The organism is Marinobacter sp. (genome assembly GCF_048266785.1).
Taxonomy (GTDB): Bacteria; Pseudomonadota; Gammaproteobacteria; order Pseudomonadales; family Oleiphilaceae; genus Marinobacter.
On sequence record NZ_JBLWYX010000006.1, the window covers coordinates 94,369 to 118,958 of the forward strand.

25 protein-coding genes are annotated in these 24,590 nt (G+C 55.4%); 19 read left to right on the plus strand and 6 right to left on the minus strand.

The window, feature by feature from the left end:
* The first annotated feature begins 4 nt into the window (after window positions 1–4).
* The 3 genes from ACN0V1_RS10795 to ACN0V1_RS10805 all read left to right on the plus strand — a co-directional run bounded on the left by ACN0V1_RS10795 (window position 5) and on the right by ACN0V1_RS10805 (window position 1,957).
* Window positions 5–706 carry a Crp/Fnr family transcriptional regulator gene (locus ACN0V1_RS10795; RefSeq protein ID WP_417544999.1) on the plus strand — a complete coding sequence of 234 codons (702 nt, stop codon included), beginning with the start codon at window positions 5–7 and terminating at the stop codon, window positions 704–706.
* Window positions 707–864: 158 nt separating this feature from the next.
* Window positions 865–1,383 carry an enoyl-CoA hydratase-related protein gene (locus ACN0V1_RS10800; RefSeq protein WP_417545000.1) on the plus strand — a complete coding sequence of 173 codons (519 nt, stop codon included), beginning with the start codon at window positions 865–867 and terminating at the stop codon, window positions 1,381–1,383.
* A gap of 76 nt (window positions 1,384–1,459) precedes the next feature.
* Window positions 1,460–1,957 carry an acyl-CoA thioesterase gene (locus ACN0V1_RS10805; RefSeq protein ID WP_417545001.1) on the plus strand — a complete coding sequence of 166 codons (498 nt, stop codon included), beginning with the start codon at window positions 1,460–1,462 and terminating at the stop codon, window positions 1,955–1,957.
* A 15-nt stretch (window positions 1,958–1,972) separates the two neighbouring features.
* On the opposite strand, the gene ACN0V1_RS10810 is transcribed toward ACN0V1_RS10805, so the two are convergent.
* Entirely contained in the window at window positions 1,973–2,536 is a 564-nt protein-coding gene (locus ACN0V1_RS10810; protein ID WP_291951373.1) for a Yip1 family protein, read from the minus strand.
* 118 nt (window positions 2,537–2,654) lie between these two features.
* On the opposite strand from ACN0V1_RS10810, the gene ACN0V1_RS10815 reads away from it, so the two are divergent.
* The 3 genes from ACN0V1_RS10815 (at window position 2,655) to ACN0V1_RS10825 (ending at window position 6,600) form a co-directional block, all read left to right on the plus strand.
* Window positions 2,655–3,815, plus strand: a complete 1,161-nt coding sequence (locus tag ACN0V1_RS10815) for an NnrS family protein (RefSeq protein ID WP_417545002.1) — start codon at window positions 2,655–2,657, stop codon at window positions 3,813–3,815.
* 256 nt (window positions 3,816–4,071) lie between these two features.
* Complete coding sequence (locus ACN0V1_RS10820) at window positions 4,072–5,664, plus strand: antiporter (RefSeq protein ID WP_417545003.1); 1,593 nt, start codon at window positions 4,072–4,074, stop codon at window positions 5,662–5,664.
* Window positions 5,665–5,829: 165 nt separating this feature from the next.
* Window positions 5,830–6,600: an STAS/SEC14 domain-containing protein gene (locus ACN0V1_RS10825; protein WP_417545004.1), complete on the plus strand. Its 771-nt coding sequence runs from the start codon at window positions 5,830–5,832 to the stop codon at window positions 6,598–6,600.
* An 84-nt stretch (window positions 6,601–6,684) separates the two neighbouring features.
* Here ACN0V1_RS10825 and ACN0V1_RS10830 read toward each other — a convergent pair whose 3' ends face one another.
* Both ACN0V1_RS10830 and ACN0V1_RS10835 read right to left on the minus strand, forming a co-directional pair.
* Window positions 6,685–8,190: an MFS transporter gene (locus ACN0V1_RS10830; RefSeq protein ID WP_417545005.1), complete on the minus strand. Its 1,506-nt coding sequence runs from the start codon at window positions 8,188–8,190 to the stop codon at window positions 6,685–6,687.
* 43 nt (window positions 8,191–8,233) lie between these two features.
* Window positions 8,234–8,695: a universal stress protein gene (locus ACN0V1_RS10835; RefSeq protein ID WP_417545006.1), complete on the minus strand. Its 462-nt coding sequence runs from the start codon at window positions 8,693–8,695 to the stop codon at window positions 8,234–8,236.
* Window positions 8,696–8,988: 293 nt separating this feature from the next.
* On the opposite strand from ACN0V1_RS10835, the gene ACN0V1_RS10840 reads away from it, so the two are divergent.
* Together ACN0V1_RS10840 and ACN0V1_RS10845 are read left to right on the plus strand one after the other, a co-directional pair.
* Window positions 8,989–10,341, plus strand: coding sequence for an MFS transporter (locus tag ACN0V1_RS10840; RefSeq protein WP_417545007.1), 1,353 nt, complete (start codon window positions 8,989–8,991; stop codon window positions 10,339–10,341).
* Window positions 10,342–10,445: 104 nt separating this feature from the next.
* Entirely contained in the window at window positions 10,446–11,300 is an 855-nt protein-coding gene (locus ACN0V1_RS10845) for an ion transporter (RefSeq protein WP_417545008.1), read from the plus strand.
* Here the strand turns inward: ACN0V1_RS10845 and ACN0V1_RS10850 are convergent.
* The gene (locus ACN0V1_RS10850) at window positions 11,256–11,633 is read right to left on the minus strand and encodes a SirB2 family protein (RefSeq protein ID WP_291948976.1); all 378 of its coding nucleotides are present in this window, start codon (window positions 11,631–11,633) and stop codon (window positions 11,256–11,258) included. The genes ACN0V1_RS10845 and ACN0V1_RS10850 overlap by 45 nt on opposite strands.
* A 126-nt stretch (window positions 11,634–11,759) precedes the next feature.
* Here ACN0V1_RS10850 and ACN0V1_RS10855 point away from each other — a divergent pair, with 126 nt between their 5' ends.
* The 3 genes from ACN0V1_RS10855 to fabB all read left to right on the plus strand — a co-directional run bounded on the left by ACN0V1_RS10855 (window position 11,760) and on the right by fabB (window position 14,888).
* Window positions 11,760–12,944 (plus strand): NnrS family protein, encoded by a 1,185-nt coding sequence (locus ACN0V1_RS10855; protein WP_417545009.1) that lies wholly within the window; start codon window positions 11,760–11,762, stop codon window positions 12,942–12,944.
* 211 nt (window positions 12,945–13,155) lie between these two features.
* Complete coding sequence (gene fabA, locus ACN0V1_RS10860; RefSeq protein WP_144778011.1) at window positions 13,156–13,665, plus strand: bifunctional 3-hydroxydecanoyl-ACP dehydratase/trans-2-decenoyl-ACP isomerase; 510 nt, start codon at window positions 13,156–13,158, stop codon at window positions 13,663–13,665.
* 11 nt (window positions 13,666–13,676) lie between these two features.
* A complete protein-coding gene (gene fabB / locus ACN0V1_RS10865; RefSeq protein WP_417545010.1) occupies window positions 13,677–14,888 on the plus strand; it encodes a beta-ketoacyl-ACP synthase I in 1,212 nt (403 codons plus the stop codon).
* On the opposite strand, the gene ACN0V1_RS10870 is transcribed toward fabB, so the two are convergent.
* On the minus strand, window positions 14,889–15,245 hold the full coding sequence (locus tag ACN0V1_RS10870; protein ID WP_144778009.1) for a helix-turn-helix transcriptional regulator: 357 nt from the start codon (window positions 15,243–15,245) through the stop codon (window positions 14,889–14,891).
* Window positions 15,246–15,404: 159 nt separating this feature from the next.
* On the opposite strand from ACN0V1_RS10870, the gene yegQ reads away from it, so the two are divergent.
* From yegQ to ACN0V1_RS10910, 8 genes are all read left to right on the plus strand, one after another.
* The gene (yegQ, locus tag ACN0V1_RS10875) at window positions 15,405–16,724 is read left to right on the plus strand and encodes a tRNA 5-hydroxyuridine modification protein YegQ (RefSeq protein ID WP_417545011.1); all 1,320 of its coding nucleotides are present in this window, start codon (window positions 15,405–15,407) and stop codon (window positions 16,722–16,724) included.
* Between the two features lie 243 nt (window positions 16,725–16,967).
* On the plus strand, window positions 16,968–18,416 hold the full coding sequence (gene sufB / locus ACN0V1_RS10880; RefSeq protein WP_291949571.1) for a Fe-S cluster assembly protein SufB: 1,449 nt from the start codon (window positions 16,968–16,970) through the stop codon (window positions 18,414–18,416).
* Between the two features lie 70 nt (window positions 18,417–18,486).
* Window positions 18,487–19,260 (plus strand): Fe-S cluster assembly ATPase SufC, encoded by a 774-nt coding sequence (gene sufC / locus ACN0V1_RS10885; RefSeq protein WP_417545012.1) that lies wholly within the window; start codon window positions 18,487–18,489, stop codon window positions 19,258–19,260.
* 12 nt (window positions 19,261–19,272) lie between these two features.
* Window positions 19,273–20,562 (plus strand): Fe-S cluster assembly protein SufD, encoded by a 1,290-nt coding sequence (sufD, locus tag ACN0V1_RS10890; protein ID WP_417545013.1) that lies wholly within the window; start codon window positions 19,273–19,275, stop codon window positions 20,560–20,562.
* Between the two features lie 4 nt (window positions 20,563–20,566).
* Window positions 20,567–21,823, plus strand: a complete 1,257-nt coding sequence (locus ACN0V1_RS10895) for an aminotransferase class V-fold PLP-dependent enzyme (protein WP_417545014.1) — start codon at window positions 20,567–20,569, stop codon at window positions 21,821–21,823.
* 13 nt (window positions 21,824–21,836) lie between these two features.
* Complete coding sequence (locus tag ACN0V1_RS10900) at window positions 21,837–22,190, plus strand: HesB/IscA family protein (protein ID WP_417545015.1); 354 nt, start codon at window positions 21,837–21,839, stop codon at window positions 22,188–22,190.
* 148 nt (window positions 22,191–22,338) lie between these two features.
* On the plus strand, window positions 22,339–22,881 hold the full coding sequence (gene sufT / locus ACN0V1_RS10905; protein WP_291949554.1) for a putative Fe-S cluster assembly protein SufT: 543 nt from the start codon (window positions 22,339–22,341) through the stop codon (window positions 22,879–22,881).
* Window positions 22,882–23,343, plus strand: a complete 462-nt coding sequence (locus ACN0V1_RS10910; protein ID WP_417545016.1) for a SufE family protein — start codon at window positions 22,882–22,884, stop codon at window positions 23,341–23,343.
* A 23-nt stretch (window positions 23,344–23,366) separates the two neighbouring features.
* Here ACN0V1_RS10910 and ACN0V1_RS10915 read toward each other — a convergent pair whose 3' ends face one another.
* Window positions 23,367–24,527, minus strand: a complete 1,161-nt coding sequence (locus ACN0V1_RS10915; RefSeq protein ID WP_417545017.1) for a flagellar assembly protein T N-terminal domain-containing protein — start codon at window positions 24,525–24,527, stop codon at window positions 23,367–23,369.
* Window positions 24,528–24,590 lie beyond the last annotated feature (63 nt).

Genomic DNA, 24,590 nt, shown 5'->3' on the forward strand with positions numbered 1-24,590 from the left:
CGCAATGACCCGCACTCTCAAACCCAACGTGTCTTCCTCTCCCTGCATGCTGGGAGAGGACAATCCGGAAATCATCCAGCAGGATCCGGCCCCACAGTCCGTGGCCTTGCTCAACGGTCTGAGCCGCGTATTCGGAATAAGACTGAACGAAAAACAGGACAACCCGGACACAATATTTTTGAGCGATCTGACCCGGCTGTTTCATCAGCGCCGGGTCGATGCCGAAGCCCAAATGGAAAAACACGACACGCCTTGGGCCAACGTGTACCTGATCCAGTACGGCATTATGCGCCTGTTCCGGGAAGCCCCCAGCGGCAAGGTGGCGGTGCATCACTTCTTTACCGAAGGCGACATGGTCTGGCCGGTATTCGGGCGCAGCCGCACAGTGCGCAATACGCTTTGCCTCACTGCAGTCACACCCGCCACCGTTTGGGTTGCCGATTTTGCCGCGTTTCGCGCTGCCATTCAGTCCCATGGCGAAGGCCTCTGGCCCCAGTTTGCAATGGCCCTGACCGAAGAGCTGGCGGAGTTGGCCAGTATGCGAGAATTTCGCAAGCACACCATGTCGGCAAAGGAGCGTTATCAACTGCTGCTTGAAGAGTATCCGGAGCTGGTAAAGCGCGTACCGGACAACCAGCTTGCTTCATGGCTAGGCGTAGTACCTGCAACCTTCTCCCGGCTCAAAACCGGTGCAATAAAATACTGACGAACAGCGTATTACTCAGCGTGATCGGCGGTAGCGCCTGCCATTTCAGCGCTATTTACGTTGGTGTACTGCCTTACACTGCGTGATTGCAGCAATTAATAAGCGTGCTACTCTTCCTGATACACTGAACCAGTTTTCATTTACAGGAAGACTCTAGCGTGAGCACCCCTGCCGTTCGTATCGAAGAACAAGATCACATCTGCACCATTATTATTGATCGTCCGCATAAAAAGAATGCCGTAGATCGACCAACCGCCGAGGCACTTTATGCTGCGTTCGAGCACTTCGAGGCAGATGCCAACTTGCGGGTTGCTGTGCTTTGGGGCGCTAATGGTACCTTCTGCTCCGGTGCCGACCTGACAGCAATGCATGACCCCGAAACCCGCAACAGCATTGATCCTGAAGGCAAAGAATACGGCCCCATGGGCCCTACCCGCATGGCACTAAGCAAACCGGTGATCGCAGCTATATCGGGCTATGCGGTGGCAGGCGGCCTTGAATTGTCATTGCTGTGTGATCTGCGGGCCGTCACGGGCAATTCGATAACTGAAACAGGAAGAGGCATGTGCGAACTTCAACAAGCTACTGATCGCCAACCGCGGGAAATTGATGCGGTGATCGACCCTTTCGAGACCCAAAGCTGGATTGTGTGGGGTCTCAAGTCCGTGAAAAGCTAGGGGCAAGACACGGCCGGCGGCGCCCAATGATCGACATCTGGTAAGCGCATTATTCTCAAGAACAAGGAAAGCAGCGATGACGCAAATACGGGAAACGCCTGAATATGAGCCCTCTGCTGATAAGCCGTTCAGGTATTTCATGCAGGTTCGGTACAGCGAATGTGATGCCCAACAAGTGGTTTTTAACGCCCGTTATGGGGATTACATTGAGCTGGCCGCCACCGAGTTCCTTTACTTTGTCGGTGCTCAGGAGCCTTTATTGGAAAGCGTTTTTGACTATCAGGTGGTCAAACTTACCATTGAGTGGAAAGCGCCTGCCCGCTATCGTGACAAACTGGAACTATCCGTTAGCACAACCCACCTGGGCAACACTTCCTTCGAGCTGACTACAATCATTCGCAACGCGCAGACTCGACAGTTCCTGGCCAAGGGCGAAATGATTGGCGTGGCAGTCCATCCGGAAACCTTTGAAAAAATCTCCATCCCCGAAACCATGAAGAACGCCATGAATAACCGGGGGCAAGGCCAGTTTATTGATCATGCGGGGCTTTTCACCGCCCCGCAGGCCAACTGACCTCAAGCGCCACAATCAGTACGCCCAAACCATAGCCAACAGGAGAACCCAGGCAAGCAAGGACGCCGCCATAATGGTGTAGGTTGCGGACATGGTGAGAACGTCGTCCTGAGTGCGACCACATACGGATCTGAGGCCTTGGTATACCAGAGTGCATGACAGCGCCATCGCGGCCAGGACAACGATCACACTGAATGCCACGGAGGGCACAAGCAACGCCAGCGACGAAAGCCACAGTGGCAGCGGTGCAATGGCGGCAAGCAGATAAGCGTTGTTGTAACTGACTTCCAACTTGTGGCTTTCCGCCACGGCATGAATCAGCCACCCCATCACAAAAAACGTCAGCAATTCCGCAAGAAAAAGAATGGTGGTAATGAAGCGCCACTCCTTACCTGCGAACCCGGCAATGAAGTCATCGCCGTAATGGGTTCCGGCGTAGTAAAGCATCACGGGCGGCAAAAGCGACATGGGTACCACAATGAACCAGGCGAGCATGGGTATGGAAAGCTGTCTACGCTGAAGTTCGCCCCAACCTCCATTGCTGGAAAACGGCAGTTTAAGCAAGCTTGAAACGTTCATGATGGATCTCCTTTGTCTCTGGCGGAGACATTTGCCTCCCGAGACTGCGTCTGCAATATTATTATGGCTTTCATTTATTCTTTTTAGGCGCCTCACGCCAAACCGTCAATTGACCGGGATGATCTTGAACAAGTCAGACAACAGGCGTAAACAAAAACCTCAGGCTTTTTGGCTGTTTTTCCCTGCCGCAAGCCTGCTGGCCGCAATATCGGTTCCGCTTTCAATATGGGCAGTTTGGTCCGGAACCGGCTGGCCTGCGGGGCTGCTAGGTGCTGGGCATGGGCACGAACTGATTTTCGGTTTTGCGCTGGCCCTGGTGGCGGGTTACACCCTCGGCCCTCAAACTGCTGCGGTGCTTTATCCGCTTTTTGCTCTCTGGCTGGCAGCACGACTGAGCTGGATTTTCTTTCCGGACACCTTTCTGGCCCAGCTTCTGGGCCCTGCATTTGCTCTGCTGCTCGCCTGGCATGTGGTGCCGCGCTTTAACGCTGCAAAAAAATGGCGCAACAAGATGGTCGGCCCTCTCATCCTGCTGATCTGCCTGCTTGCGGTCGCTTTCTGGCTCTCTACGGCAGTGAATTTGCCGCACACACACCGGTGGCCTGGCCCATTCAGGCTCATGCATTCCGCTATCACGGGGCTGCTACTGCTGATGACGTTTATGGCAGGGCGAATCATAGCGCCGGCGGTCGCAGGCACTCTGGAAAAGAAAGGCGTACCTCTGGAGGCTCGCGTTCAGCCGCGTATTGAGGGTATGTTGATTGTTGTGTTGGGTTGCTCGGTTTTTCTGGTGGCATTTCCCGCCGCGAACCCGATCACCGGCAGCCTGCTGGTGGTCGCGGCAGGCCTTATCACCCTGCGCACCCTGCGCTGGAAGCTCTGGCTATGCCCGGAGCGGCCGGATTTGCTGGTTCTGGCGGCCGGTTATCTCTGGCTTGCCATTGGCACCCTGGCTACCGGCATTGCGCTGCTGCGCGGCACAGCGCTGGCTCCGTCGCTGCACCTGATTACGATCGGGGCATTGGGTACTTTATCTACCAGCGTGATGCTTCGCCTGGCCTGGCAACGAAGCCATCGCAAAGCACCTGCTGCAGGTGAGGTCTTTCCTGTCGCAGCGCTTGTCGTGGGAGCTGCTACCACTCGGTTTATGGCCGGTGAATCACCCTTCGGCGCACCTGAGTTGCTATGGCTCTCGGCCAGCTTCTGGGCATTGGCCTATTTGTGGGTAACCTTGAGGCTCTGCATTCTCGCTAAGCATGCGAAAAACCGCAGGAAATGAGTGGCTACCTCTCCTGCGCCAATCGCGAATATGATTACCCATTTGGTGATATTCCTCTCACATCCATTTGAAAAATAAAGATTTAAATACCACAAACCCTTACATTTTGAATGACTTTTAATAGACCTGTCTTCGCACAACCTTTGCCTTGATAAATGTCATGATTGAACAGGTACTTCACTTTGCACAATGGTGTCGGGAAGCCCGGAAACCGCGCCCAATGCGGCACAGGGCACGCTAACCGAGGAGTACTGTTATGGCTAAAACCAACGCCGACATCGAGCACTGGGATGTCGAAAGTGAAGAATTCTGGGAACAGGAAGGCAAACACGTTGCCTCCCGCAACCTGTGGATATCCATTCCCAGCCTGTTGATGGGGTTTGCGGTATGGCTGATGTGGGGAATGATCACCACCCAGATGAAGAACCTGGGGTTCGCCTTCAGCATTGAACAGCTTTTTACCCTCTCGGCCATTGCCGGTCTGTCTGGCGCCACCTTGCGGATACCGGCGTCCTTCATGATCAAGATTGCCGGTGGGCGTAACACCATATTCCTGACCACAGCCTTGTTGATGATCCCCGCCGCGGGCACCGGCATTGCTCTGATGAATCCAGACACGCCGTTCATCGTATTCCAGGCCCTTGCACTTCTCTCCGGTATCGGTGGCGGCAACTTCGCCTGCTCCATGAGCAACATCAGCTCCTTCTATCCGAAGAGCAAACAGGGCTACGGCCTGGGAATGAACGCTGGCCTCGGCAACTTCGGCGTGACTACCATGCAGGTACTGATCCCACTGGTGATGACCGCCGGCGTTTTCGGCGCTCTGGCCGGTGATCCGTTGGCGCTTCAATCCCCCAGTGGCACCCTGATTGGCCGCATTGAAGCCGGCACCGACACCTGGATTCAGAACGCAGGTTTCATCTGGCTGGTTTTCCTGATTCCGCTGGCGTTCGCTGGCTGGTTCGGTATGAACAACCTGAAAGTCGTCACCCCGAACCCAGGCAGTCCTGCTGCTGCTTTCGGCAAGATTCTCGGCCTGTATGGTGTTGGCATGCTGACGGCCATAATCGGAGTCTGGGCGCTCAGCATCATGAGCATGTGGCTGGCCCTGCCGCTGACCATCATTCTGACCGTGGTTCTGCTGCGCCTGATCCCCGGTGATATCAAACCCAACATCAAGAACCAGTTTGCGATCTTCAGCAACAAGCACACCTGGTCCATGACCGTGCTGTACATTCTGACCTTCGGCACCTTCATTGGCTTTTCTGCTGCGTTGCCCCTGTCCATCAGCGTTATTTTCGGCAACATGATGGACGTGGCCGCAGACGGCACCGTTACCCGTGTGGTGAACCCGGATGCGCCAAGCGCCCTGACCTGGTCCTGGATTGGGCCCTTGGTGGGAGCTCTGATTCGGCCTGTGGGTGGCTGGATTTCCGATAAGGTAGGTGGTTCCATTGTCACCCAGATCATCTCCGCCATCATGGTCGTCGCTTCCGTGGCTACTGGTTATGTGATGATGCTGGCCTACAACTCCACCGACCCCAACAGCCTGTTCGTGGTATTCATGATTCTGTTTATCGTGATCTTCGCTGCCAGCGGCATTGGCAACGGCTCCACCTTCCGCAGCATTGGCTTTATCTTCAACCAGCAGCAGAAAGGTCCGGTACTGGGCTGGACCAGCGCCATCGCGGCCTACGGTGCATTCATCGCGCCCAAGCTGCTAGGCCAGCAGATTCAGGCAGGCACTCCGGAAATCGCCATGTATGGCTTCGCAGTGTTCTACGCGCTTTGTCTGGTGGTGAACTGGTGGTTCTACTTGCGCAAGGATGCTTACATCAAGAATCCGTAAGCAGGTTTCAGCTAAGCCACACAAGCACATCAGGTAAACAGAAAAGTCCGTCAGGGTTCTCCTCGGTGGACTTTTTTTGGGCTTGCGCAACTCTGAACAAATAGTCTTTGGATGTCATACACTCTTATAAAGCCACACCTGCTCAACCAAAAAGAGGATAAAACAATGTTGCAGCAAGTCTCCGCTCCAGATCATGTGATTGCCTTATCGCTTGATGGGAAACTAACCGGTGAGGGCATTCAGGAATACCAACGTATTTTCCAGAACAAGCTGCAAAAACATCCACAGGTCGGCATTTATGTCGACCTCACAACTCTGTCTGACATAAGTGCTCACGCGCTGATCGAAGGCGCCAAAGCCGACATGGAGCTATTCAGCCACCTAAGCCAACTGAACCGATGTGCCTTTGTATCAGATAAGGAGTGGCCACAAACGCTTGCGTCCTTCCTGCAACAGCTGTTCCCGATGTTAGAAGTGAGGGTTTTCCCTTCCAGCCAGAGCCAGGAAGCGCTCAAGTGGGCAGCAGATACGTCCGGCACGCCTGCAAGTAAGGAAACCTCCATCCGCTTTCTGCCAACCACCAAGGACACCGTACTCGCCTTTGAAGTAGACGGTGTAATGTCGTCAGAGGAAATGCCTGGCGTGATCAGGAAACTGGAGGACTTCTTTGCGGGTCAAAGCAAGGTGCGATTACTCAATCGGATGACGCATTTCGGCGGCTTCGATCCGTCTATTCTCATGCAGAGCGGTCTCTTCTCAATGAAGCTTTCTGCCATGGAAAAAGTAGAGCGTTACGCCATTGTCGGGGCGCCTGGCTGGATGCGGAAGATTATTGATTCCATGAACCCGTTTTTCCCGGATATCGACATGCGGACTTTCCCGGCAGACCGGGAAAAGGATGCCTGGGCATGGCTTGAGGCCGAGCTGGCTGAGTAACACCCTTTTACCAACCGAAAAGCCCCGCCGGGATCACTCCCGGCGGGGCTTGGGTACTGGCTTTATTACTTCAATAGCCCGGCATCACGCTTTGCCAAGTGCCACTTGGCGTGCGCGCTCTTCGTCTTCGATCTGAAGGTCTACAGAAGACACCTCATACTCTTCGGCAAAGCCAGACTCAGGTTCTTTCAGCCACATCAGGCACAGCAACCAGCTCACAAAAGCGCCGCCAGCAATGATGAAGAAGAACTGGTTAGGTGTTACGAAAGTGAAAATGGTCAGGTAAACCACAGCACCCACGTTACCGTAAGCGCCTGCCATACCTGAAATCTGCCCGGTCAGGCGGCGCTTGATCGATGGGATAATTCCGAAGGTTGCACCTTCTGCGCCTTGCACAAAGAAGGAGGTGAACACAGTGATACCCACAGCAATGATCAGCGGCCAGCTGGAGTTGAGCAGGCCCATCAGCGCGAAACCAACTGCAATACCAAACATGTAGCTGAGCATAACAAAGCGGCGGTTACCCATACGGTCGGAAACCATGCCACCCATAGGGCGGGCAACCAGGTTCACAAAAGCGAAGGACGCTGCAACCATGCCTGCAGCAGCGGCTGTCAGGCTCCAGGTTTCCTCGAAGAACATCGGCAGCATCGAAACAACCGCAAGCTCAGCACCAAAGTTGGCAAAGTAGGTACTGTTCAGCGCGGCAACACTGTTGAACGGGTATTTGTCGTCTTCCGGCACGCCTTTTCTCAGGATGGGCAGGTTCACGCGCAGAATCTGCACAATCTGGTAGCAGACGATCGCAACGATGACTGCGTAGGCAATAATCGCACCGGTCAAACTCAGGTAGCCCATGTTCTCGATGCGCCAAACCAGAATAGCCAGAACGCCAATCAGGGGAATGGTCCACAGAATCAGCTTTACCATATCGCCCCAGGTACTGACTTCCAATGCGGTCGCTTTGCGTGGCTTGCGGTGCACGGTTCCTACAGGGCCATCGGTAACAGCAAACCAGTAGTACACGCCGTAAAGCGCCATCACGATAGCGCTCTGGGCAATAGCCCAGCGCCAACCGTCATCGCCACCGTACATCTGCAAAGCGATGGTCGGAAGTGTCAGCGCCGCTGCGGCGGAACCGAAGTTGCCCCAGCCTGCGTAGAAACCTTCTGCAAAGCCGATATCGCGAGGCTTGAACCACATGGCTGTCATGTGGATACCTACCACGAAGCTGGCGCCGATAGAGCTGAGTACCAGACGACTGACCAGCAGCTGGGTCATGGTGTCACCAAAGGCGAAGGTGAGGGCCGGAATGGACATCAGAACCATCAGTATCGAAAACACCCGGCGCGGGCCAAAGCGGTCAAGAGCCATGCCCACAAGGATACGGGCAGGGATCGTCAGTGCCACGTTACAGATGGCAAACAAGCGCAGGTCGTCCGGGGTCAGCCAGTCGACACTCTTGAGCATGCTGGACGCCAGCGGCGCCATGTTGAACCACACGTAGAATGTGATAAAAAACGCAATCCAGGTCAGGTGCAGGGCCTTGATCTCTGGATTCTTGAAACCGAATACGTCTGCGACTCTCATTTAAGCCTCCGGGGAGTTCCAGTTCTTTCAGTGCCAGTGGCTGTTAGCAGCTGGGCAGGATAAGTAGCGGGCATTGCACCCGGCGCGCCAGAAACGAGCTGACTTTGCCGAATGTCATGTAATCCAGTTCGTCCACAAAGTAGTTCAGCGAACGGGCAATCAGGCCGCCGTCCACCTCTTCACTGTGACGAGCGATGACAAGCATGCCGGGCTTAACCTTGTTGTCCGCGGCATAAAGCAGCATCTTTCGGGCATCGCCCTCCAGAAGCAGTGTTTCTGAGGCAACCCCCTCTTTCTCGCAAACTGTCTGCGCTTCAATAAGCATCTGCCTGAGTTCGGATATCTCTTCCTGAAACATGTCCTCGTTACCGGCAGTGATGTCTCTGGGGTTTTCCGCCACAGCCACCAGGGTGATCTGCGGTGTCAGCTCGCGAAACATCGTAATCGTCTGGACCAGAGCCAGCTTTGCGTTCCTGGAGCCGTCGTAGGCAATCATGATTTTCATAGCAGTCTCCGAAGGCGGTAATGCCTCGTTCAGGCAGCGCGCCAATTGATATTGGTCAGCATTAGCCCACACTCTATAGCTGCGCATGATTGACTAAAGTCAAAATCGACACCGGGTACCCCACCAGAGCAATCAGCGCCCTACCCCCTCACGGCAAATCCCTGTCAGCGCCTACCACCAGCTCACCCTGCAGGAGGTACCTCCAATGCTCTCACCCGGAAAAACCGGGTTTTGGTAAGGTTACAAAGATCATGAATACAGATCGGTAGATGCAAACAGGGAGAGCCGTCACGATGATCTTGCCAACCAGGTCACAGCAGCATCGCGCACTTGGCCTTTCCACACTGGCGTTCACGCTTTGCTTCGCAGTTTGGACGATTTTTTCCATTATCGGCATCCGCATTGCGGAAGATCTGGGCCTTTCAGACACCCAGCTTGGCCTGCTTATGGCCACACCCATCCTGACCGGTTCAATCAGCCGGCTGTTCCTTGGTATCTGGACGGATCGTTATGGTGGGCGCTGGGTGTTCGGCATACTCATGCTGACTACGGCAGCCTGTGTTTACCTGCTGACCTTTGCCACTACCTATCTGATGCTACTGGTCGGAGCTCTGGGGGTTGGCCTTGCCGGTGGCGCGTTTATCGTAGGCGTCGCCTATACCGCCGCCTGGTTTGAGCCCGCTCGCCAGGGCACGGCTCTGGGTATCTTTGGCGCAGGCAACGTCGGTTCCGCAGTAACCAACTTCGGCGCACCCTTTCTGCTGGTAGCTTTTGGTTGGGAGACCACCGCCCAGATCTATGCCTCGGTGCTGGCGGTTATGGGCGTTGTTTTTATCCTGCTGGCAAAAGAAGATCCGGTTTCTGCCAGTCGTAAAGAAGACGAGCAACAACGTTCGTTTATGGAGCAGATGGAGCCGCTGAGGGATCCACGGGTCTGGCGCTTTTCGCTTTACTACTTTTTCGTGTTCGGGGCTTTTGTGGCTATGGCACTATGGCTGCCACACTATCTGATTGGCGTTTACGGGCTCGACATCCGAACCGCCGGCATGATCGCCGCCCTCTATACGATTCCAGCCTCCCTGTTTCGCATTCTGGGCGGCTGGATGTCCGACCGCTTTGGCGCGAGGCGTGTGATGTACTGGACATTTATCGCATCCGTTATCTGCACCTTCCTCCTGAGCTACCCACCTACAGATTATGTGATACATGGCATAGACGGCGATGTGCGCTTCACGCTGGAAATGAGTCTGCCGGTGTTCGTGGTGCTGATTTTCACCCTGGGTTTTTTCATGTCCCTCGGTAAAGCCGCCGTATACAAGCACATCCCGGTTTACTACCCCATGCATGTTGGCGCTGTCGGTGGCGTGGTCGGAATGATTGGCGGGTTAGGCGGTTTTATCCTGCCACTGACCTTCGGGGTTCTGAACGACCTTACCGGTATCTGGCAGAGTTGCTTTATGCTGATGTTCATCATTGCCGCTGCCGCACTGGCCTGGATGCATTACGCCATTCGTTCAGCCGAACGGGTCGAGTGGGCGGCAAATCAGGAACAAACCGATTTGCCGGAACTGGCATCACCGCAATTGTTCTACCCGCTCAACCGCAAACACAAACAGGGAGGCGGCACGGGCTCACCAACTCCGTAGGGTGACTGATGAGCGTTTCTTGAAATCTCTGTAACAACACTGTTCCAGCGCTGGCCGGGCCATTAGAATTCACACACCCGATTTCACCTGGAGCAGAACAGACCATGCCACCGGAAATGTCCCCCGTTGCCGGCTTCAACCAGTTGCGCCGAATCGAGTCCAGCACGCTCTTTCAGGGCGTGGTCATCACGATTATCATTCTGTCGGCTCTGACCATAGGTGCCAAAACCTATGATCTCCCGCCGCTGGTAGAGCAATCCCTGAGCGTGATGGATACTGCGATCACGCTGTTTTTCCTGATCGAGATTCTGTTCCGTTTTGCCGCCAGCCCGGTCAAACGGCGCTTCCTGATGGACGGCTGGAACCTGTTTGACACACTTGTGGTGGTTGGCAGCCTTATCCCTCTCGATAACTCTGAAGCCGTCTTGCTGGGGCGGTTGCTGCGGGTTTTTCGGGTGTTGCGTCTGGTCTCGGTGGTGCCTGAGCTGCGCTTCCTGATCAATTCTCTGCTCAAGGCCATTCCGCGCATGGGCTACATCGCACTTCTGATGTTTATCATTTTCTATATCTACGCAGCCATGGGCTCCATGTTCTTTGCCAGTGTTGACGATGAGCTCTGGGGCGATGTCGCGATATCGATGCTCACGCTGTTCCGGGTGGCTACGTTCGAGGACTGGACCGATGTGATGTACGCGACCATGGAGCAGTACCCACTAAGCTGGATCTACTACCTGACCTTTATTTTTCTGACGGCGTTTGTTTTTCTGAACATGATGATCGGTGCGATTCTGGAGGTTATGAGCGAGGAGCAGAATGCCAGGCAGGCCCAGCAGGCTCACGATGAGCGCGATGAGATTACGCGCCAGCTACGAGAGGTGCAGGGCCAACTTGCCGAGCTAATCAGCTACACCAAATCAGAACAGAACGGGTTTGGTCATCGCAAGGTGGAAGATGAATGACACCTGGAGCAGGGCCAAAAGGGCCGCAACAACACGCACGGGGCGTGACACGGTGACTTTCAACGCGAACAGCCCGGCAGCGATGTAGCCCAGCAACAACACGATTTTGGCCAGAATCCAGCCTTGCTCCAGCGGATTCCAGCCGCCAACAAATAGCAGGCTGATGGCTGCTACCAACAACACAGTGTCGTTTGCATGGGGAATCCAGCGCAGCGGAGTCTGGCGCCAGCCGGGCCTTCCCACAGCGTCGAGCAGCAGCCGCAGCGTGAATAGCACTACAGTAAGGTAAGCTGTGGACATGTGAAGGGTTTTCAGGATCACGTATGTGCTCATAAATCATTCCATTGTGAATCAAAACGATAGCGGCATTGTACGCAAAGATACCACCAAGCGGGTATGTTATTTCTGGCCGCAGACGTTTAACATATAACTAACATATATGTATTAGCAGGAACCAACATGCAGGCTATTCCTACATCCGCTCAGGCCAATTCCGCCAGTGTCAGTCAGCTTTTCGGCTATCCATTCCGCATTTTCTTTTTGTCGATGACGTTACTGGCGCTGTTGGTCATCCCTCTCTGGGTTTTGCAGGTAACCGGTGTCATTAGCCTACCTCTGGCTATGCCGGGGCTGTTCTGGCACCAGCACGAGATGCTGTTCGGTTTTCTGTCTGCCGCTATTGCCGGTTTTTTGCTGACCGCTGTCTGCGTCTGGACTCAGACTGAGCGCACCCATGGCTTCCGGCTTGTGCTGCTATGGAGCGTATGGCTGGCAGGGCGATTGCTTCTGGCCCTCGGTGCGGACTTGCCTGACTGGCTGGTTCAGGGCTTTAACCTGGCCTTCCTGCCGCTGGTGATGCTGGACGCCGGATGGCGTGTCTGGCAGGCAAAGCAAAAACGTCAGCTTATGATCCTGGTGGTTCTGGGCTTGCTGTGGCTGATGCAAATCGGGTTTGTTACCCGCCTAGATATGGCTTACAGCCATGGTGCGTTGATTATCGCCATGGCGCTTATCAGTATTGTGGGTGGGCGCATCACTCCAGCGTTCACAACCGGCTGGCTGCGCCAGCGCGGGCTGGATGCCAGCGCCGTAAAAACCATTCCGGCGCTGGATATGGCGACGCTGTTTTCGATGGTTTTGCTTACCGCATCGTTGGTGACAGGCTGGCAAACGCTCACGGGTATTCTTGCAATCATAGCCGGCACCCTCACGCTGGTACGCCTGGTCAACTGGAAAGGCTGGCTTACTCGCAAGGAGCCCTTGCTGTGGGTTCTTCACCTCTCCATTCTCTGGGTGCCGGTTTCCCTGTACCTTCTCGCGGGCACGCTTTTCGCAGGCTGGCCGTCCAACGCGTGGAGCCACGCAGCGGGCACAGGTGCTATCAGCTGCCTTATTCTGGGGGTTATCGCCCGGGTGACCCTCGGCCACACTGGCCGGCCGTTAGTGCTGCCCAAAGGCATGGTTATCGCGTTTGTTGCCATTCAGTTGGCGGCTTTGATCCGTGTGCTTACCGCGTTTGATTTTATTCCATGGCATTCCGGGATCGGCAGCAGTAGCCTGCTCTGGATGTTCGCCTACGGCATGTTTCTGGTGCGCTACACAAAAATACTTGCAAGCCCCAGGCCTGACGGCCGCGCAGGCTAAAAGACCGCGCGGCACTTTACTGGCGCAACTAAAAAAGGGCAGGGTCGTGGGGAGCCTGCCCTTTTTTTATTTTATTTTCCGTCCCTTGAGGGCCATCTGGCACTTGCAACTGCACCGCTTAAACGTTAATCATCCACTAATGGTCAATAGCGACTCGCGAAATAACAGCTAAAGTAACAATAAATCATTCTGTAACAGAGACGATGGCACTATGAACCCGGACCATTTTGACAAAGAAGACCTGATTAAGTGTGGTCATGGCAAACTTTTCCCGGGCGCCACGCGGCTGCCCATAGATGAGATGCTGATGGTTGACCGTGTCACCCACGTGGGGACGGACGACGGCCTTTATGGCAAAGGTAGCCTGGTGGCAGAGCTGGACATCAATCCGGACCTCTGGTTTTTTAAAGTACATTTCGTCGACGACCCCGTCATGCCAGGCTGCCTCGGCCTTGATGCCATGTGGCAACTGGTAGGTTTTTATCTGGCGTGGGACGGCAGCGAAGGCAAAGGTCGCGCACTGGGCGCCGGAGAAGTGAAATTCACTGGCCAGGTTCTGCCCACCAACAAAAAAGTGCGCTACTACCTCGACATCAAGCGTGTAATCAAGCGTAAACTTACGCTAGCCATTGCCGACGGACGCATGGAAGTGGATGGCAGGGAAATCTACACGGCTAAAGACCTGCGGGTCGGCGTATTCACTTCCACCGATGATTTTTAGGAGCTAGCAAGATGCGGCGTGTTGTTATCACCGGTATGGGGATTGTCTCCAGCCTCGGCACTAACCAGAAAGAAGTAACTCGCTCCCTGAGAGAGTCCATACCCGGCATCGGCTTCAGCGAAGAAGCCCGTGACAATGGTCTGCGCAGCCAGGTTTGCGGCCAGATCAATCTGAATCTGCCGGAATTGATTGACCGCAAGCTTTTGCGCTTCATGTGCCCGGCTGCGGCGTACACGTACCTGGCAACTTGCGAGGCCATTGAGCAGGCCGGATTGAGTAAGGAGCATCTTACGGCCAACAGCACCGGAGCCGTTTTCGGTACCGGCGGCGCATCAACGGTCGAGCTGCTTGACGCTATCGATACCCACCGTGCCAAAGGCATACGCCGGGTTGGACCTTATCGCGTGCCCCGCACCATGGGCAGCGCAATCAACGCTTCTATCGCAACAGCGTTTGGCATTACCGGCATCAACTACGGTATTACGTCTGCCTGCGCCACCAGTGCCCACGCGATCGGCCATGCTGCGGATCAGATTGCGCTTGGTCGTCAGGATGTCATGCTTGCCGGCGGCGGCGAGGATATTCACTGGACCTTGAGCCTGTTGTTTGACGCCATGGGCGCACTTTCAACCAAGTACAACGATACGCCTGGTAAGGCATCTCGCACCTACGACAAAGACCGTGATGGTTTTGTTATCTCCGGAGGCGGTGGCACCGTGGTGCTCGAAGCCTTGGAGCATGCCGAGGCTCGCGGTGCGAATATCATTGCGGAACTGGTTGGTTTTGGCGCCACATCAGACGGTGCCGACATGGTTGCACCCAGCGGCGAAGGCGCAATTCGCTGCATGCAGCAGGCCATGAAAAACCTCGATGGCGAGATCAGCTACATTAACACCCACGGCACCAGCACACCGGCCGGTGATGTTACGGAACTGACAGCCCTGAAAAAGACCTTTGGCGACAAGATACCGCCGCTGAGCTCAACCAAGCCTCTCTGCGGCCACGCCCTTGGCGCAGCCGGCGTTCATGAAGCCATCTACAGCATGATCATGCAGCGGGACGGTTTTATAGCACCCTCAGCCAATATTGAGAACCTGGATGAAGGTGCAGAAGGTTATCCAATCGTGCGCGAGCGCATGGATAACCAGAATCTGGACCTCGTTATGAGCAACAGTTTTGGCTTCGGCGGCACCAACGCAACCTTGGTGTTCAAGAAGTACTGATCAGGAAAGCCTGACAGAGCGATATTCAGCCGGCGAAGTGCCCATCCAGCGCTTGAATGCCCGGCTGAATGCGCTCAATTCTGAAAACCCAAGCTGTTCGGCAATTTCCACCAGCGGCTTGGTTTTATCCTGCATGTATGTCAGCGCCTGCTTACGGCGCACATCTTCCAGCAAACGGGCAAAGGTTAATCCTTCCCGCTTCAGTTTCTTGTGAAGCGTGTACCGGCTCATGTGCAACTGCGATGCCACAACTTCAACACCCACCTTGCCCCGGGCAAGCTGAATACTGATCAGTGAACTCACTCTGTTACTCAGTGAAACCCGCACCACCTCTGGCCCCAGAGGCTCTAATCCCATTCTGTGATTCTCCTTGTTCATAAATACCGACCCATTCAGTTCGGCGTACAGCGTACACATGTTAGCTGAAAATAATCAATAAGACGTTTGAGCAGGGTCAAGGGAAAGCGCAATAGCTTGCGGCAAAATAGCCAGCCACCGATTTACCCGGAGCCCCCAATGAATATCCCGGAACTGCTGGCACCCGCCGGCACCCTTGAGCACCTTGAAACCGCGTTCGCCTATGGCGCGGATGCGGTCTATGCCGGCCAGCCGCGCTACTCCCTGCGGGTACGTAACAACAGTTTCAAAGACACTGCAGCGCTGGGCGCCGGCATCCAACGCGCCCACGCTCTGGGTAAACAGTTCTATCTGGTCTCGAACATAGCGCCCCATAATGACAAGGTGCGCTCCTATCTGAGAGATCTGGAGCCGGTGCTCGAATACAAGCCGGATGCTCTGATCATGTCAGACCCAGGGCTGATTATGCTGGTTCGGGAAAAATGGCCGGACCAGCCCATTCACCTGTCGGTGCAGGCCAACGCCGTAAACTGGGCAACCGTGGAATTCTGGCGCCGTCAGGGCATCAGCCGGGTCATTCTGTCCCGGGAGCTCGCCCTCGGTGAAATCCGGGACATCCGTGAGCGCGTTCCGCAAATGGAGTTGGAGGTGTTTGTTCACGGCGCACTGTGCATGGCCTATTCCGGGCGCTGCCTGCTCTCCGGCTATATGAATCACCGAGACGCCAACCAGGGTGCCTGCACCAATGCCTGTCGCTGGGACTACAAGGAAGTGCAGCATACCCACGACCACACCGGCGACCTGATCGCCACGTCAGCCACCAGCGATGTGCACAACTACGAGCCGAAAGAAATACTACTCGAAGAACCCAACCGCCCAGGCAACTTTATTCCCGCTTATGAGGATGAGCACGGCACCTACATCATGAACTCCCGGGATCTGCGGGCAGTGCAGCATGTGGCCGAACTCGCAGCAATGGGCGTGCACTCACTGAAAATAGAGGGGCGCACCAAAAGCACCTACTACGTGGCACGCACCACCCAGGTGTATCGCCGCGCCATTGATGAGGCAGCGACAGGCAAGCCCTTCGACATGGGCCTGATGAATGAGCTGGAGGCCTTATCCAACCGCGGCTACACCGAAGGCTTCCTGCGCCGCCACATGCCTCAGGAATACCAGACCTACGAGAGGGGCTCGTCCTACCTGGGCACACAACAGGTAGTGGGTACCATCACCAATGACGACGGCAACTGGCTGACCATCAATGTGAAGAACAAGTTCGCACCTGGCGACCAGCTTGAGCTGATTACGCCATCCGGCAATCTGCTGTTCGCGATACCCGTTATGGAAAACCTGAACGGCGTCGCTATGGTTTGCGCCCCCGGCAGCGGTCACATTGTTCGCATACTCCGCCCCCCGCACACTCCCGATTCGCTGCAGCACAGTTACCTTACCCGCATTCTGCCATCCGAAGTCTAAGGCTCCACCGAGCCTGGGACTCCGTATAAACCCATACCCAAGCGCTCTGCGCCCGTCAGGCTTAGCCTCTGACGGGTGTATTGCGATATAATTGGCTTTCCCATAATTTAATACCTGACTAAATTACTCTGGTATTGTACAATCCTGTGCCAGAAGCATTAGATTAGTCCCCCGCAACCCACCCTGGTTGCCGGCAAACCAAAGGGCCTCAGAGCCCGCGAGAGAGAATACGGAGCGACGATCATGGCGACCACCGACCAAGAGGTGAACGAACTGATCAAACGGGAGTACGAACACGGTTTCGTGACAGAAATCGAAGTTGATACGTTCGAGCCCGGTTTGAACGAAGACGTTATCGCCCGCCTTTCTGAAATCAAGAAAGAGCCGGAATTCATGCTGGAATGGCGCCTCAAAGCCTATCGTCGCTGGCTGGAGATGGAAGAGCCAGACTGGGCGCATGTGGGCTATGAGAAAATCGATTATAACTCGATTTCCTACTACTCGGCCCCGAAGCGCAAAGACGACATGCCCCAGAGCCTCGATGACGTAGACCCCGAGCTACTGAAAACTTATGAGAAGCTCGGCATTCCGCTGCACGAACACGCAAAGCTCGCTGGCGTGGCCGTGGACGCAGTATTCGATTCCGTATCGGTAGCCACCACCTTCAAAGAGCCACTGGCGAAAGCCGGCGTTATCTTCTGCTCTATTTCAGAAGCCGTGCGCGACTACCCCGAGCTGGTTCAGAAATACCTCGGCTCGGTTGTGCCTCACACTGACAACTACTTTGCCGCGCTGAACGCCGCTGTGTTCTCCGACGGCACCTTTGTGTACGTTCCCAAAGGCGTTCGCTGCCCCATGGAGCTGTCCACCTATTTCCGCATCAACGCGGCAAATACCGGCCAGTTCGAACGCACACTGATTATTGCTGACGAAGGCAGCTACGTTAGCTACCTGGAAGGCTGCACCGCCCCCATGCGCGATGAAAATCAGCTGCACGCAGCCGTGGTGGAGCTGGTTGCACTGGACGACGCCCAGATCAAATATTCCACGGTACAGAACTGGTATCCGGGCGATGAAAACGGCAAAGGCGGCATCTATAACTTCGTGACCAAGCGCGCGGCCTGTATCGGCAAGAATTCCAAAGTATCCTGGACCCAGGTTGAAACCGGCTCAGCCATCACCTGGAAATACCCCAGCTGTATCCTGCGCGGCGAAAACAGCGTTGGCGAGTTCTACTCTGTGGCGCTCACCCACAACTACCAGCAAGCCGACACCGGCACCAAGATGATTCACCTGGGCAAAAACACCTCCAGCACCATCATCTCCAAGGGTATTTCAGCCGGGAAAAGCTCCAACGCCTATCGTGGCCTGGTCAAGTTCGGCCCCCGTGCAGAGGGCGCGCGTAACTTCACCCAGTGTGACTCGCTACTGATCGGCGACCGCTGCGGCGCGCACACCTTCCCGTACATTGAGAGCCTGAACAAATCCGCGATCGTCGAGCACGAGGCCACCACATCCAAAGTCAGCGATGAGCAGATGTTCCTGTGCCGTCAGCGTGGTATCGATCCGGAGCGAGCCGTTTCCATGATTGTGAACGGTTTCTGTAAAGAAGTTTTCAAGGAGCTTCCCATGGAGTTTGCGGTTGAAGCCGGCAAGCTTCTTGAGGTGAGCCTTGAAGGGTCTGTCGGCTAAGGCGGCACGAACCCAAAGCATTGCATAAGCAAACAGAATTCAGACGGTAAAAATAGAGAGAAGCCTACAAATGCTGAGCATCAAAAACCTGCACGCATCCGTTGAGGGAAAAGAGATCCTTAAGGGTATCAACCTGGAGATCAAGGCCGGAGAAGTACATGCCATCATGGGCCCGAACGGCTCGGGCAAGAGTACGCTCGCCCAGGTTCTCGCAGGCAACGACGCATTTGAAGTCACCTCTGGTAGTGTCACCCTGAACGGTGAAAACCTGCTTGAAAAGGAAACCGAGGCGCGGGCGCGGGACGGTGTATTTCTGGCATTCCAGTACCCGGTAGAAATTCCTGGCGTCAGTAACCTGCAGTTCATGCGCACATCCATGAATGCCATGCGCAGCCATAACGGTGAGCCGGAAATGAATGCGGCTGAGTTCATGAAGTTGGCGCGGGAAGTGTCAAAACAGGTGGACCTGGACCCCGCATTCCTCAAGCGCGGCGTAAATGAAGGCTTCTCCGGTGGTGAGAAAAAACGTAACGAAATCATGCAAGCCTTATTGCTGAAGCCAAAACTGACCATTCTGGACGAAACCGACTCCGGGTTGGACATCGACGCTCTCAAAGTCGTTTCAGACGGCGTTAACGCCCTCCGCTCCAAAGACCGCGCCATCCTGATGGTGACTCATTATCAGCGCCTGCTCGATCACATTGTGCCGGATTACGTGCACGTTCTGGCCGATGGCAAAATCGTAAAATCCGGTGGTCGCGAACTGGCTCTGGAGCTGGAAGAGCGCGGCTATGGCTGGCTTGGCATCAAGGACGACGCAACAGCAGCCGACTCAGCCAATTAAGGAGACCGAGGAATGAAACCAGCACCAACTCTTCTTTCCACCGCGTTCCTGCATCCGGCTGGCCAGGCCCTACCGGAGCCGCTCCTCGCATTGCGCAAGCAGCGCGGTGCCGCCCTGGTGGATATGCCTCTGCCAACGCGCAAAACGGAAAACTGGAAGTATTCCAGCAAGTACCTGAAGCTGACCGACGAGATGGCTATATCACTGCCCGTAGACGGTAAAGCCGGCAGCGCGCTGGCAGTTCCGGGCTACAAGGTGGTGTTTATCAATGGCGTGATTATGCCAGAGGCCAGCGACTATCCGGACTTGAACAACATCCTCATTCAGCGTTTTGGCGACCTTTCAGACACAGAAGCCAGCGAACTGGCCGAACGCCTGGATAGCACTCTGAACCGCAAGACCGTGCAGTTGGCATGTCTGAACTCGGCACGTTTTGAAGACGGCCTGGTCATTCGCCTGAAACCGGATGCGGTTCTTGATCAGCCTTTGTTTATCATTCACGAGGTCACCGCAGGCGCCAGCGGATCTGCCTTTCCACGTATTTTTGTGGATGCAGGCCGCAACAGCCAGATGACTCTGGTAGAAGAGTACATCTCCAGCGGGCAGGAAGCGGTCATGGTTAATACCGTAACCGAGTTCACTCTTGCCGAAGGCGCTCAGGTTACCAATGTTCGCCTGAACATGGATGGCGAGAACGTACAGCACATTGGCGCCACCGGTGTTCGGCAGCAGCGTAGTTCACGATTTGAAAGTCACTGCGTGGGTTTTGGCGGCCCGCTTCGTCGTCACGATCTGCAGGTACGCCTGGAAGGCGAAGGCGCTGAGTGCAAACTCAACGGCGTAGTCGTCACCCAAGGCACCCAGCACTACGACAACCACACCACCATTGAGCACATAGCGGCACACTGCAACAGCGAAGAAACCTATCGCAACATCGCGGCGGATAAGTCTCACGCTGTGTTCAACGGTCGGATTCATATTCACCCGGATGCACAGAAATCCAACGCGAATATGAACAACAAGAACCTGCTGCTGACCACTGGCGCAGAAATCGACACCAAGCCAGAGCTTGAAATCTACGCTGATGACGTCAAGTGTGCCCACGGCGCGACCATCGGTCAGCTCGATGAAGAGTCTCTCTTTTATCTGGTATCACGGGGCATCAGCCGCCGGGACGCTAACGTGCTGCTGACCATGGCGTTCATTAACGAATTGGTGGCCCAGGTTCCGGTGGAGGCTGTAAAAGAGACGGTACAAGCCCGCCTCAATCAGTTCTTTGATCAAGCATTTCAGGAGGTCTGACCGTATGAACGACCTGTCCATGGTAAACACAGCGACCCACCACAAGGCGTTTGATGTACAAGCCATTCGCCGGGACTTCCCCATTCTGTCACAACAGGTGAACGGGAAACCGCTGGTGTACCTGGACAACGGAGCGTCGGCGCAAAAGCCACTCGCTGTTCTGGATGCCATGGATCGCTATTACCGGGAAATGCACTCCAACGTACACCGGGGCGCGCACACCCTGGGAGACCGCGCCACAGCTGCATTTGAAGGCGCCCGGGGAACCGTGCGCAGCTTCCTGAATGCACGCAGCACACAGGAGATTATCTGGACCAAGGGCACCACCGAGGCCATTAACCTGGTGGCGAATGGCTTGGCTCCGAGGCTCCAGGCCGGCGATGAAATTCTGGTGAGCCGCATGGAGCACCATGCCAACATCGTGCCCTGGCAGATGATCGCCGAGCGCACTGGCGCAAAAGTGGTGCCGATTCAGATCTCGCCAGAAGGCGAACTGGATATGGAATCGTTCAACAGCCTGCTGAGCGATCGCACCCGCATACTGGCCATCACCCACGTTTCCAACGTTCTGGGCACCATCAATCCCGTTGCAGAGATGGTGAGCCAGGCCAAGGCTCGCGGCGTCATTACCCTGCTTGATGGCGCGCAGGCGGTTCCCCACTTCCAGCCGGACGTACAGGCACTGGGTTGCGACTTTTACGTGTTCTCGTCCCACAAGCTGTTTGGCCCAACGGGGATTGGCGTGCTTTATGGCAAGGCCGCTCTGCTGGAAGAAATGCCCCCATACCAGGGCGGCGGCGAGATGATTGAGCGGGTATCGTTCGAGCGCACAACCTGGAATGTCCTGCCCTACAAGTTTGAGGCAGGCACGCCAGCTATCGCCGAAGCCGTAGGCCTGGGCGCTGCTATCGACTACCTGAACCGCCTCGACAGAGCGGCAATGGAAGCGGCCGAAAACGCGTTACTGAAACGCGCCAACCAACTGGTTGAAACTGTTCCGGGCATGAGCATTATCGGTACTGCAGCGCAAAAAGTGCCTGTAATGTCCTTTAAAATCGAAGGCTTGCACCCGAGTGACATAGGGACTTTACTGGATCAGCAAGGCATCGCTATTCGCACCGGCCATCACTGCGCCATGCCGCTAATGGCCTTCTACGGAGTTCCCGGTACAGCCAGGGCCTCTTTTGCGTTCTACAATACACCGGACGAGGTGGATCAATTATTTACCGCCTTGCAAAAAGTTCAGCGCTTATTTGCCTGATGGAGGAGACACCATGACAGCTGAAGTCTTCACACCGACCGTCGGCGTCACCATGACGCCAAGTGCCGTCAAGCACGTGCGCAAGCAACTCGACAAAGCATCGAATGCCAAAGGCATTCGGCTGGCAATCAAAAAAAGCGGATGCTCCGGTTTCAAATACGAAACCCAGTGGGTGGACGAAGCCGCAGCAGACGACAGAATATTCCACATTGATGGCGTTGACGTGTTTGTAAAAGAGGAACACCTGTCCATGGTGAATGGCATCGAGATCGACTTCGTTACCGAAGGCGTGAACTCCATGTTCCAGTTCCGCAATCCAAACGCCACCGCCGAGTGCGGGTGTGGTGAGAGCTTTACCGTAAGCTGATACTGCGCCCCCTCTCCCCAACCCCTCTCCCGCAGGGGGAGAGGGGCTAAAAGGCAACTCCCGGTTTGGCTCGGCGACTCCCTCTCCCGTGGCGGGAGAGGGCCGGGGAGAGGGGGACGCAAAAGCACAAAATGAGGTTTAACCTGGCATGCAAGAACGTGAAGTCGTCCTGACCAAACGCGAGGTGGAAGCCCGCCTTGTTCCAACCGGAACAGAAATCATGATTCCGGTAGACAGCTTTGTGACCATCACCCAGTCACTCGGCGGCACCTTTACGGTTGCGGTTAATGGCAACCTCGCCCGCATCGAAGGCCACAACGCTGATGCTCTGGGTAAGAAGCCGCTGGAAAGCAGTTTCGAGACGCCGGCAGACGGGTCCATCAATGAAAACCAGGTATGGGAAGCCATACGCAACTGCTACGATCCGGAGATTCCGGTTAACGTGGTGGATTTGGGCCTGATTTACGAATGCCGGATCGAAAACAATACGCCCGAAGGCAACCATGTTTTCATCCTGATGACTCTCACGGCTGCAGGTTGCGGCATGGGACCAGTCATTACTGAAGATGTGAAGGTCAAGGTAGAGCACGTACCCAACGTCGACAAGGTGACCGTAGAGCTTACCTTTGATCCGCCCTGGAACAACGACATGCTTACCGACGAAGCCAAACTCGAACTGGGAATGTTATAAATGCCAGCGACAGAGCAGGATTTTCTGGACAACCCGCTCGGGAAAAACCCGACGCTTGAAGATGTACTGGACGGCTTCGAGTTTCTGGACGATTGGGAAGAACGGTACGCATTTATTATCGATCTTGGCAAACAGTTGCCGGCTTTTCCGGACGATGCCCGGATCGAAGAGAACTACGTTCACGGCTGTCAGAGCCAGGTATGGCTGATTTCCCATTATGACGAAGCGAGCGGAAAACTCTACTTACTCATTGATTCCGATGCGCTGATCGTTCGCGGTCTTGCCGCACTGATCCTGGTTGCGCTGAATGGCCAGCCTCCCAGAGACCTGCTGGCAACGGATATTGACGAGCTGTTCGAACGGTTGGACCTGTTCAATCACATCTCCCCGACCCGAGGCAACGGCCTGCGCTCCATGGTGGGAAAGATCCGCGATATCGCAGCTGCTGAAGTGTCGGCCTGATCAGCTCACCGTGTCAGGGTGAGTTACCAGATAATGGCAATGTCGTCTCGCTGAATGTTTACCTGCCCGCCAACCTGGGGCATGCGACCGTTACTGAAGTCCGGATGAACGTTGTTAAGCCTAACCGTCATCTGGCTGTCACTCAGCTCCGGCGTCCCTCCCAGCGAATCAAAATAACGGGCGCTGCGATACAGATGTAATTCATCTCCCGGCCGCAAACCGGCTGTCGCACCTGATGCCAGCGTCACAAGCTGGCCATCTACCCGGGTAATCCGGGTCATAAAAGGCTGGCACGCAAGGGCATCGGTTGCTGCCCGCGTCATATCTCCGATAACGCCGGAAACGGCTTCTCCGTAGTGGGTCTTCTGGAATCCTGCAGAGCCGAATCCCGAAGAACTGCCCGGCCCAGCATTCCAGTCGGCTGCTGTTTCGAAATGCTGCTGGTACACCGGCGAACCACTGAAGCCATCCAGAACCACCATATCCACTGCGAAACGACGGCGCATATCCGATGCACCAATACCCCGCTGCATTTTGTCCAGCACCGACGAACCCCACGCCGCCGGATCTGCAACACCGATATCCCGGATAACGCCGGTCACCACAAACTGAACCCCCATTTCCCGAGCCACCTGAATGACATTGGTAAGGCGGTTGCCGCCCTCCTGCATGGTCGGTGCGTTCAATAGATCGGGAAACAGGCGGGTGCTGGTAGTCGAAAAGACCTGAAGACTGCCGGCGTCCCGCAAGCCTTGCTGAAGCAATTGCGGCAGGATTTCGCCAGCATCATCAATGCGCCCCACCCGGGCCTGATCCGGATACACAAGCGGGAATCCGGTAACCGCTACCCGCTTCTTCAACCGGCCGGCCTCTCCACCTTCACAACTTGCCGTCCCGGCGGAAATATCGCCACGCACAGTCACGCGAAGCAGGTTGCCGCTGCGATGTTCATCAATAACTTTCACGTTCCGTGCTCTGGCGCTTGAGGCCAGGCGCATTCTGGATTCTGTCAGAACACCGTTTTCCATAGTGTCGCTGGTGCTAACCTGCGCCTCATATTGCAGGGCAAGGTCACGCATGGCCGCATTGCGTGCTTCAGCGCGGGCAGAGGCAATATCATCACCGTGGATACTGGCGTGACCCACACCCTCCAGAACGACGGCGTGAGCGCTTACAGCCAGCATTAATGAACACCAAAGCGACAAGCGCACACACTGCTTTATAAACCCGCGCATCGTTTCCTACCC

Coding starts and splice junctions, on each gene's coding strand:
- ACN0V1_RS10830 (WP_417545005.1), bottom strand. CDS start 8,190: ATGAGAGTCGCAGACGTATTCGGTTTCAAGAATCCAGAGATCAAGGCC.
- fabB (WP_417545010.1), top strand. CDS start 13,677: ATGCGGCGTGTTGTTATCACCGGTATGGGGATTGTCTCCAGCCTCGGC.
- ACN0V1_RS10910 (WP_417545016.1), top strand. CDS start 22,882: ATGCCAGCGACAGAGCAGGATTTTCTGGACAACCCGCTCGGGAAAAAC.
- sufC (WP_417545012.1), top strand. CDS start 18,487: ATGCTGAGCATCAAAAACCTGCACGCATCCGTTGAGGGAAAAGAGATC.
- ACN0V1_RS10795 (WP_417544999.1), top strand. CDS start 5: ATGACCCGCACTCTCAAACCCAACGTGTCTTCCTCTCCCTGCATGCTG.
- fabA (WP_144778011.1), top strand. CDS start 13,156: ATGAACCCGGACCATTTTGACAAAGAAGACCTGATTAAGTGTGGTCAT.
- yegQ (WP_417545011.1), top strand. CDS start 15,405: ATGAATATCCCGGAACTGCTGGCACCCGCCGGCACCCTTGAGCACCTT.
- ACN0V1_RS10820 (WP_417545003.1), top strand. CDS start 4,072: ATGGCTAAAACCAACGCCGACATCGAGCACTGGGATGTCGAAAGTGAA.
- ACN0V1_RS10810 (WP_291951373.1), bottom strand. CDS start 2,536: ATGAACGTTTCAAGCTTGCTTAAACTGCCGTTTTCCAGCAATGGAGGT.
- ACN0V1_RS10835 (WP_417545006.1), bottom strand. CDS start 8,695: ATGAAAATCATGATTGCCTACGACGGCTCCAGGAACGCAAAGCTGGCT.
- ACN0V1_RS10825 (WP_417545004.1), top strand. CDS start 5,830: ATGTTGCAGCAAGTCTCCGCTCCAGATCATGTGATTGCCTTATCGCTT.
- ACN0V1_RS10855 (WP_417545009.1), top strand. CDS start 11,760: ATGCAGGCTATTCCTACATCCGCTCAGGCCAATTCCGCCAGTGTCAGT.
- ACN0V1_RS10815 (WP_417545002.1), top strand. CDS start 2,655: ATGATCTTGAACAAGTCAGACAACAGGCGTAAACAAAAACCTCAGGCT.
- ACN0V1_RS10895 (WP_417545014.1), top strand. CDS start 20,567: ATGAACGACCTGTCCATGGTAAACACAGCGACCCACCACAAGGCGTTT.
- ACN0V1_RS10870 (WP_144778009.1), bottom strand. CDS start 15,245: ATGGGATTAGAGCCTCTGGGGCCAGAGGTGGTGCGGGTTTCACTGAGT.
- sufB (WP_291949571.1), top strand. CDS start 16,968: ATGGCGACCACCGACCAAGAGGTGAACGAACTGATCAAACGGGAGTAC.
- sufD (WP_417545013.1), top strand. CDS start 19,273: ATGAAACCAGCACCAACTCTTCTTTCCACCGCGTTCCTGCATCCGGCT.
- ACN0V1_RS10845 (WP_417545008.1), top strand. CDS start 10,446: ATGCCACCGGAAATGTCCCCCGTTGCCGGCTTCAACCAGTTGCGCCGA.
- ACN0V1_RS10805 (WP_417545001.1), top strand. CDS start 1,460: ATGACGCAAATACGGGAAACGCCTGAATATGAGCCCTCTGCTGATAAG.
- ACN0V1_RS10840 (WP_417545007.1), top strand. CDS start 8,989: ATGATCTTGCCAACCAGGTCACAGCAGCATCGCGCACTTGGCCTTTCC.
- ACN0V1_RS10850 (WP_291948976.1), bottom strand. CDS start 11,633: ATGAGCACATACGTGATCCTGAAAACCCTTCACATGTCCACAGCTTAC.
- ACN0V1_RS10900 (WP_417545015.1), top strand. CDS start 21,837: ATGACAGCTGAAGTCTTCACACCGACCGTCGGCGTCACCATGACGCCA.
- ACN0V1_RS10915 (WP_417545017.1), bottom strand. CDS start 24,527: ATGCTGGCTGTAAGCGCTCACGCCGTCGTTCTGGAGGGTGTGGGTCAC.
- sufT (WP_291949554.1), top strand. CDS start 22,339: ATGCAAGAACGTGAAGTCGTCCTGACCAAACGCGAGGTGGAAGCCCGC.